We start from the raw sequence: 9,006 nt of genomic DNA, 5'->3' as shown, positions 1-9,006 counted from the left end.
GGAATAATGCGGAATCGCTCATGATCGGGGGCCAACAGCAAACGGCCGATGACGAAAGCAACCTGGATGACCACCGCGAAGATCAGATAGCTCACGGCCGCCCCGCGACGGGTCGGTTCCATATCGAGCGCGAGCAAGGGGCCAAGACTGCCGAGGGTAAAGGCTGCAACCATGCCGAGCGCGAAGGCGAAGCGCAAAGCGATGATCCGTATGCGATCGTTGGTGGTCTCGATAGGGAGCCCGTCGAGGCGACGGCGCGCGCTCCTCGTTACCCACCAGAACAGCCATTCGGCGCCAAAGCCCAAGGCGACGAAGACGGCGAGGTTGAAGACGGCCTTGGCTGCCCCGTATTCACCGTGGGCCGTGGTGAGGCGGGCGCCGGCTCGCTCGAACTCGTAGGGCAAATTCGGAACGGCGTGGGCAAGCGCGATGATCTGGTCGTGGATCGAGCCAGCACTGGAATTTAGATAATCCTCGAGCGCATTTTCGCTCTCCTGCGCCGGTGCGGCCGCCGCCTTCGCGGCACCCTGCTGCTCGAGCCATTTCTGGACCGTCGTATCGCCGAGCAGGTTCAACAACGCGCGAACCTGAGGCGGCGGCTCTTCCGGGGCTGCGGCCGGCGCTTGGCTGGAAGGTCCGGCATTCGCAGCATAGGCGCCCGTCGGCGCTGCGGCAGCGATCAGAACTGCCGCGATGCAGCTTCGTACACCTCGTATCGCGGCGCCCATGGCGGCTCTCCCTCCACTCGCCCGGCGCACCGCACGTGAGCTTCGGCACCAGGCTCCAGATCGGGGCTCGAAAAGCGGCTCTCAATACTAATCAAGGTTGCGAGCCCCGGGCAAACCTCGTTCGAAACGTTACATAGGGCGAATTTCGGACGAGCCACACTAGAGCCCGATGCTGCGCCCGACGTCCCGGGGTGGGGAAAGCCCGGCCTGTGCTGCTGCGACTTCGGCAAGTCGTGCGGCGGCGTGCGGCAAGAAGGGTGAGACCTTGAGCGACTTCTTGTCGACGTGCAGCAGCATCAGCTCGGTCGTCGCCAAGAGCCGCTCGTCATCTTCCCGAAGCATCGCGTGATAAAGGTGGATGCGCTTGGAATCGTGCTTCAAAAGCTGCGTTTCCACCAGAAGACGCTCGCCCTCCTTCGCCTCGTGCAGATAGTTGATGTGCGCTTCGACGGTATAGATGGAGGTCGCCGTCGCTCGCCGCGTCGCATCGTCCATTCCGATATGGTCGTAAAAGGCGTCGGACGCGTTCCCGAAGACGAGGACGTAGTAAGGCTCGCTCATGTGGCCGTTATAGTCGACCCATTCCGGGATCACGGTGGCGTGCAGAAGTCGCAATCGTCCGCTATCGCGCGACCGAATTGGATCGCTGCCCGTCACCTCAATCCTCCGGTGCCAGGCCGTGACGCGCTTTCACCGCCTTCAGAGCCTCCATCACGCTGATGAGGGCGTCGTCGCGATAGCGTTCGAGTTCCTTCACACTTCGCCCGCCCGCTTGTGCGGCGGTGCCTTCGACCATGCGGTCGATCAGTTGGGTCGTAAGCTCGGGTGCGATCAGCTTCGTCCACGGCAATTTGAGCGCGGGCCCGAATTGGGCGAGCATGTGGCGCATGCCCACGTCTCCACCGGCCAGGTGGAAGATAAGGCAGGTACCCATGAAGGACCACCGCAAGCCCGGTCCAAAGCGGATCGCATCGTCGATCTCGGCGGTACTCGCCACCCCCTCCGCGACCATGTGAAGCGCTTCCCGCCACAGGGCCTCTTGAAGCCGGTCGGAAATATATCCTGGCACTTCCGTGCGCACCTTGAGCGGACGCATCGAGATCGAGGCGTAGAAATGCACGGCCCGTTCGATCGCCTGGGGCGACGTTTTCGAACCACCGAGCACTTCGACGAGCGGGAGAAGATAGACGGGATTGAAGGGATGCCCGACCACCACGCGCTCGGGGTGCCGGCACCCGGCCTGGAATTTCGACGGCAACAAGCCCGACGAACTCGAGGCGATGATGACGTCGGGTCGGCATGCGGCGTCGATCTCCGCATGGAGCGATCGCTTCAAGTCTTCGTTCTCGGGCGCGTTCTCCTGAATGAAGTCCGCATCTCTTACCGCGTCGGCGAGCTTTGCGACGAAGCTCAATCGCCCCTGATCCGCACCCGCGGCGAGGCCCACCCGCGCAAGTGCCGGCCACGCATTCGCGACGTTGGCGCGGAGCTTTTCCTCGGCCCCCTTCCCGGGATCCCACGCCACGACATCGAGGCCGTGCGCAAGACAGCGTGCGGCCCACCCGCTTCCGATTACACCGGCACCGGCGACTGCAACACGCTTGATGTTTTCGACCGCCATCGGAGCGCCCCGTTTGAAGTTGCCGCGCTTGGACTCACCGCGCCTTGAGGCCGAGCTTCTTGCGCGCCTCGGCGGGCGTTACCGCTCGCCCGCCCATGAGTTCGATGATCTTGATCGCCCGCTCGACGAGCTGACCGTTCGACGCATGGACGCCTTTTTCGAGGTAAAGGTTGTCCTCCAGTCCGACCCGCACGTTGCCGCCGAGGAGGACCGCCTGCGCCACCATCGGCATCTGGAGCCTGCCGATGCCAAAGCCAGCCCAAATGGCGCCGTCCGGAAGGCTGTCCACCATCGCCTTCATTGTCGTGGTGTCGGCGGGAGCGCCCCAAGGGATGCCGAGGCAAATCTGAAAGAGCGGCTGCTGGTCGAGCAACCCTTCCTTCAGGAGCTGCTTGGTGAACCAGAGATGACCCGTGTCGAAGACTTCAAGCTCGGGTTTCACACCCAATTCCTGGATGCGCTTGGCACCCGCGCGGAGGTAGGTCGGCGTGCTGACGAAGATCATGTTGCCGTCGCCGAAATTGAGCGTGCCGCAGTCGAGGGTGCAAATCTCGGGCAGCAACTCCTCGACATGCACGAGACGCTCGAGCGGGCCCACGAGATCGGTATTCGGTCCGGGAACCTTCGGGTCCTTCGCGCCGACCTCGAAATCTCCGCCCATCCCGGCGGTCAGATTGATCACGACGTCGGTATTGCTTGCGCGCAGCCGCTCGACCACTTCGCGGTAGAGCTTCGGGTCCCGGCTGCCCTTGCCCGTCGCGGGATCGCGAACGTGGATATGCACGACCGCCGCACCCGCCTTGGCGGCCTCGATCGCTGCATCGGCAATTTGGCGTGGCGTCACCGGTATTGCCGGATGTTTGCCGACCGTGTCACCCGCACCGGTGACGGCGCACGTAACGATCACTTCCGTGTTCATGGGCATGTCCCCGATTTGCGCCGCCCCCTGAAATATCCGGGCCGCGGTTGCTTTAGGATTTACGCCCGAGAACGGAAGCCGCGCAACAGGAAAGCGGTCATGCGACTTTTATCGCCGTGATTATCACGACGTTTGCGCTGCTCTGCCTACGGATTTATCGCCTCGCGCGCACTCAGCTCGCGCGACGGGAAAGTCTGCGCCAGTCCTTGAGGATTTCCCGTGCGGCGTTAAAGCCGGGAATGCCCGAGACCCCGCCACCCGGATGACAGGAGGACCCACATTGGTATAGGGCCGGAATAGGCGTGCGATAGTCGGCGTAATGCGGGGCGGGGCGCTGGAAGAAAAGCTGATCGGGCGACAGCTCGCCCTGGAAGATATGCCCGTTCGGCAGGCCGACGATCTCCTCGATATCGGGCGGGAGCAGCACCTGCATGTCGATGATCCCATTGGAAAAGCCGGGTGCGAATTCGTCCACCACGTTCATGACGTTTTTCACGAAATTGTCGCGCTCGTGCGCCCAATCCCCATTCTTGAGCCGATAGGGCGCATGACCGCCAAAGAGGTTGATGACGTGCTTGCCGGGGGGCGCAAGCGTGTCGTCGACGATCGTCGGGACAACCGGGGTCACGAACGGCTTGGACGAATACCAGCCGTATTTGGCGTCGTCATAGGCGCGCTCGAGATAGTCGATGTCCGGTGCGAGGTGGACGTAGGTCGGGTAATCGAATTTGGCCTTCGCCTTGTCGAATGCCTTGTAGGCGGGTGGTGCCTCTGCTGCGATATTGATCTTGAATGCGGTCGAGAAGGTTCGGAAGTGCCCGATGTCGGCGAGGAACTCCGGCGGCAGATGGGACGGCGACACGAGTTTTTGAAAGAGCGTCTTGCTGTCGGCGTTCGAGACGACGATGCGCCCCGCGAATTCCCGCCCGTCCTTCGTGCGCACGCCTGTGGCGCGCCCCTGCGCGACGGTCACGTCGGCGACGGGCGCATCGGTCATGACTTCGAGCCCGAAGCGGCGGCCGGACGCGGCGATCGCCTGGGTGATGCTGCCCATGCCGCCCTTGATGAAGCCCCAGCCGCCCGCACCCACATGCTCCCCCATGATGTGGTGCATGATGACGTAGGCCGACCCAGGCGATTTCGGCCCGGCGAACGTGCCGATCGACGCGTAGTAGGCGAGGATCGCCTTTATGATGTCGCTCTCGAACCAGTCGGAGAGATAGTCGTAAGCACTTTGCGTCAGAAGATCGACGATGCGATAGGCCTTGCGCCCGACCTTTCGCTGACGCCACAAGAAAGCGGCGGTCTCCTTGAACGATTTCCAGTCCCGCCGCGTCGGGTCGATTGGCGTTTCGAAAAGAAGCTTTCGCACGATCGTCGTCGCTTCGTGGAGGTAGGCGTCGAAGACGGGATATATCTCCGCATCGTGGCGGGAGAAGCGGGTGAACTCCGCTTGGGTCTTCTTGGTGTCGTCGCTAAAGATGATGTAGTCGTCGCCGTAGAGCGGGCAAAAGAGATCGTTCGCCGGCAACACTTCCAAACCGAACTTCCTTAGCTCGAGTTCCGCGATCACGCGCGGATGAAGCAGGCTCATCAAATAGGAGAAGATCGAGGCGCGGAAGCCGGGCGCTATTTCCTCGGTGACCGCTGCACCGCCGATAACGTGCCGCCGTTCGAGCACGAGCGTCTTGAGGCCGGCTTTCGCAAGATAGCTCCCGCAGACGAGCCCATTGTGTCCCGCCCCGATGATGATCGCGTCGTACTGGACCGCCATTTTGTCCCCTCCCCCCGTCGACGGAAGCAAATCAGGATATGCGCGGGAGCCGTGCCGCCGCCTCGGTATCGTCGAGGTCGCGATTGTTCCGCACGAAGCGGCGGCTCGAATCGAGATAAGGCTCGAAGTCCCACGGGTGGGGCGCACCCTTCGCAAGGGCCGCCGTGACGATCCGCCGCCGGTGCTGACTGAGTATGACCGATTGATGCAGCGTCGTGAGATCCCAACGTGCGGCCACCTCGTCGCGAAACGTGCGGACCGCGTCGGACATCGATCGATCCGTCGCGAGGTTTCGCACTTCATCGCGATCGGCCGAGAGATCGTAGAGCTGGTCGGGATCGGCAGGGCAGTGAACGAATTTGTGCCTCCCTCGCCTGACCATGACGATGGGAGCGATGGCACCCTCGGCCACATATTCGCCCACGACTTCGTCGTGTCCGCCCTTGCCGTCGAGGTGCGGGACAAGGCTTTGTCCATCGAGTGGGGTTCCACAATCCGCCGACGCACCCAGCCCGGCGAGATCGAGGAGGGTTGGAAGGATATCGGCGAGGGAAACGGACGCTGCAACACGTCGCGGCGAAAAACGCCGGGGCGCGCTGACGATCAACGGCACGCGGGCGGAGCCCTCGAAGAAGCTCATCTTGTACCAAAGCCCGCGCTCGCCGAGCATTTCGCCATGATCGGCCAGCAAGATCGTGACCGTGTCGTCGGCGAGGCCGGATTCGTCGAGTGTGCGTCGAAGCAGGCCCAACTGATCGTCGACGTAGGACACGGCACCAAAATAGGCGCGGCGCGCATTACGAACCTGCTCGGCGCTGACCGGCATCCTGTCCATGTCGCTGACATGACGCAGGCGCAGGGAGTGCGGATCGAGTGAATCGCGCCCTAGCGTCACGCGCGGGGCGTCGATCTCGTCCTCGCGATAGCGGTTCCAGTATTCCTCCGCGATCGCGAAGGGATCGTGGGGATGGGTCATGGAAACGACGAGGCAGAACGGCCGTCGGGTGCGTTCGCGCGCGATTTCATAGATCTTCCGGCGCGCACAGAAGATCACCTCGTCGTCGTAATCGAGCTGATTCGTGCGCACGCAGGGGCCCGCTTGGGTGACGGAAAGCATGTTGTGATACCAACTCGGCCGCGCCTCGAAATTTTCCCAATCCGGAGTCCAGCCAAAATCCGCCGGGTAGATATCGGTCGTAAGCCGTTCCTCGAAGCCGTGAAGCTGATCGGCGCCGCAAAAATGCATCTTGCCCGAGAGCGCCGTGAGGTACCCACTGCACCGCAGATGATGCGCGAAGGTCGGGATTGCCGCCGGAAACTCGGCGGCGTTGTCGTAGACTCCGGTACGCGACGGCAGCAGGCCATAAAGGAATGTGCCTCGCGACGGCGCGCAAAGGGGGCTGTTGCAATACGCCGAATCGAAAACCACACCCTCGCCCGCAAGGGCGTCGATATGAGGCGTGCGTGCGATCCGGCCCCCATAGGCGCAGAGTGCGCCGGGCGTCAGCTGGTCGGCCATGACTATGAGAAAATTTGGCTGCGGCGTCGGCATCTCCCTGTTCCCCGTCGGCACATTTCCCCGGCCGATACCGTTGCCGCCCGCCTTTTTTCGATTGTTCTTCGCCCGGTCAGGGCGCTCGTTCGGACGCCTGCAGCAATCGGAAAATCATCGAACGATACCGCGCAAGCGGCCAAACCTCCAGACCCGGCACCTTACCCCGATCGTCCCAGCGGCGCAGTCGCAACGCCCGCTCCCGGTGCGGATTGCGCGCGAATTCGGCCGCTTGTTCCGCCGTCATCGGACCACCCTGTTTTTCGAGCGAGTGCTGCGAGGCGGCGGAGAGTGTTTCGCGATAACGGGGATCGACCGCGCACAAATACCGCTTCGCGGCGACGTGCAGGCGGACCGGCTCGCCGACCGATGCCGGAAAGCGCGCCGCGAGCCAGTCGCCGCCCGACCGGTCGTGCTTGTGATAGCCGAAGCGATCGTCGCGCAATTCGAGGAAGTGACCGATATCGTGGAGCAGTGCTGCGACGATGAGTGCCTCGTCGGCACCCTCGGCGAGGGCAAGAGCTGCCGTCTGAAGGCTGTGCGCCTCGATCGTGACACCTTCGCCATAGGTTTCGCGGCCCTGCGCCTCGAAGAGGGCTTCGATCTCGCCGAGGACAAGTTCATCGTGCGTCGAAACGGTCATCCCATTTGCTCCAGAATCCTAAGCTTGCTCAGCAGTGAATCGACGTCCGCGTAGGCGCCTTGAAGATGCCGGCGCCCGCCCGAGAATCCGCGCCGCCCGTGCAGCACCCTGCGGTTGTCGACGATGAAGAGATCGCCCGGCCGCAGGCGGAAACCGACGGTCAACTGGGGATCGTGGAGGAGGCGAGCGAAATGCCGATAAGCCGCATAGAAAGCCAGCGTTTCCTCCGCGTCGAGATCGAGCGGCGCCATCGAGCGGTTGTTGAAGCGGATCGTCCGAAGCCGGCCCTCGATATTAAGCTCTATCAGGGGTGCGCGATGGCGCAAATCGACCGTCCCCGCCTCGAAATACCGGAAGGGTACCGCCGACCGGCTCAGGATTTCGAAAGCGCTCGGGTTCTCGCGCTTCAGCCGCTCCGCCGCCGCGAACCCGTCGACCACGACCGATTCGCCACCGCCTTCCGCGGCTTCGAGGCAGTGGAGCAACTGGAGTTGCGGCACGGGATCGCGGTAGGGATTGTCCGTGTGGTTACCGAGTTCAAGTGCGGTGTTGGCGAGATTGTTGGCGTCGTCGGAGGCGAGAACATCGAAGAGCCGCCCATAATTGGTCTCGCGGACATAACCGAAGAGGCCAACCACCTCGCACACCTGCCCCGCCTTGGTGGGCACGCCCCGCAGCATGGCAAATCCGAGGTCCCGAACATGGGCGAGCCACCGTGCGAGAGCCGCGCGATCATTGGTGACGGCGTCATAGGTGTCGGCCGGAAGGTTGTCGGCCAGAGCGTGGTCCCAGAGAAGCGGGGCGTGACGCCGCTCGGAACGGGAGACCGGATCGAGGGCGTGCGCGCGCAGCCAGGTCCCGTCGAAATTCGATGGTGCCTCGAAGCAGGAGAACGCAATCGCAATGCCGCCGGTTCCGATCTCGGCCCGGCGGATCGCGATATCGGCCGGCAACTCGGCCGCATCGAGAAGGCGCTGCCCATCGGGCTTGTGGCGGTTTTCCGGCCGATTGTCCGCGAGCCAGATGGCCGGAAACCAGCTCTCGCGGCCGTCCGCCCAGACGACAACGAGAACCGTGCCGTGCTCGAGAATCGTGATCGATGAGGGCGGCGAGTAAGTAAGCATGTTCTTCGCGAAACCTTGGCGAAATTGCAAATCGATCTTCGCTCGTTTCGGCCTATCGGTCCAATACGAGATTCTGATGCCCTCCATAGAGTGAGGCTATAGTTTTCGGGGTCTCGCGGTCGGACGATTCGGGTCAGTCGAGCGCGGCATTTCGCCGCCCGGCCCGCCACGGCACAGCCACGTTGAACCACGAGGCGCGCGGTGCCGCCCTATGCCGCCTCTTCTCGAATGACCTTCCGCGCAGCGTGGGCGAGAAAACCAGAGCGTGTGTAACCATGGGCCTCGGCGAAGCGGTCAATCTCCGCGATCGCATCCTCGGGGAGCGTGATGCTAAGACGTACCGCGCGAGCCTTCGGGTTAGGGGCCGGGACCAGTATCGGAAATCCATCATTGAAGTCGGGATTCGACATGATGGCGCCAATGTCGGAAGGCTCTGGGATCGCATCACCGTCCGCGGCCATAAGCTCGATGTGTCCAGACAAAGCCTCGATTGCCATGTCGGTCGCTTCGGATAACGTCGATCCCGCTGTAATGCAGCCCGGAAAATCCGGAAACGATACGCCGAAGTCGCTGTCGGGGTCCTTGTGAACGATGGCAACGTAGTATCGCATTTTTCCTCGCGCCTGCGATGCTCAACTCACGTGC

The 9,006-nt window shown here is 62.9% G+C and carries 9 protein-coding genes; all 9 read right to left on the bottom strand.

Annotated elements, in window-relative coordinates:
* Positions 1-728: hypothetical protein (locus VEJ16_17760; protein HYB11509.1), on the bottom strand; the 728-nt coding region annotated here is incomplete at its 3' end.
* A 159-nt stretch (positions 729-887) separates the two neighbouring features.
* Positions 888-1,385 (bottom strand): thioesterase family protein, encoded by a 498-nt coding sequence (locus tag VEJ16_17755; GenBank protein ID HYB11508.1) that lies wholly within the window; start codon positions 1,383-1,385, stop codon positions 888-890.
* A 1-nt stretch (position 1,386) separates the two neighbouring features.
* On the bottom strand, positions 1,387-2,349 hold the full coding sequence (locus VEJ16_17750) for an L-carnitine dehydrogenase (GenBank protein HYB11507.1): 963 nt from the start codon (positions 2,347-2,349) through the stop codon (positions 1,387-1,389).
* Positions 2,350-2,383: 34 nt separating this feature from the next.
* Positions 2,384-3,268 (bottom strand): 3-keto-5-aminohexanoate cleavage protein, encoded by an 885-nt coding sequence (locus VEJ16_17745; protein ID HYB11506.1) that lies wholly within the window; start codon positions 3,266-3,268, stop codon positions 2,384-2,386.
* Between the two features lie 172 nt (positions 3,269-3,440).
* The gene (locus tag VEJ16_17740; protein HYB11505.1) at positions 3,441-5,042 is read right to left on the bottom strand and encodes an NAD(P)/FAD-dependent oxidoreductase; all 1,602 of its coding nucleotides are present in this window, start codon (positions 5,040-5,042) and stop codon (positions 3,441-3,443) included.
* 31 nt (positions 5,043-5,073) lie between these two features.
* Positions 5,074-6,594 carry a choline-sulfatase gene (gene betC, locus VEJ16_17735; GenBank protein ID HYB11504.1) on the bottom strand — a complete coding sequence of 507 codons (1,521 nt, stop codon included), beginning with the start codon at positions 6,592-6,594 and terminating at the stop codon, positions 5,074-5,076.
* A gap of 76 nt (positions 6,595-6,670) precedes the next feature.
* Complete coding sequence (locus VEJ16_17730) at positions 6,671-7,237, bottom strand: HD domain-containing protein (protein ID HYB11503.1); 567 nt, start codon at positions 7,235-7,237, stop codon at positions 6,671-6,673.
* A complete protein-coding gene (locus VEJ16_17725; GenBank protein ID HYB11502.1) occupies positions 7,234-8,391 on the bottom strand; it encodes a TauD/TfdA family dioxygenase in 1,158 nt (385 codons plus the stop codon). The genes VEJ16_17730 and VEJ16_17725 overlap by 4 nt, the downstream gene beginning before the upstream one ends.
* Positions 8,392-8,570: 179 nt before the next feature.
* The gene (locus VEJ16_17720; GenBank protein ID HYB11501.1) at positions 8,571-8,972 is read right to left on the bottom strand and encodes a type II toxin-antitoxin system HicB family antitoxin; all 402 of its coding nucleotides are present in this window, start codon (positions 8,970-8,972) and stop codon (positions 8,571-8,573) included.
* Between the last annotated feature and the right edge of the window lie 34 nt (positions 8,973-9,006).

Source organism: Alphaproteobacteria bacterium (genome assembly GCA_035625915.1).
Lineage (GTDB): Bacteria > Pseudomonadota > Alphaproteobacteria > JACZXZ01 > JACZXZ01 > DATDHA01.
The sequence above is the reverse complement of the archived record's forward strand: the minus strand, read 5'-3'. Positions and strand labels throughout refer to the sequence as shown.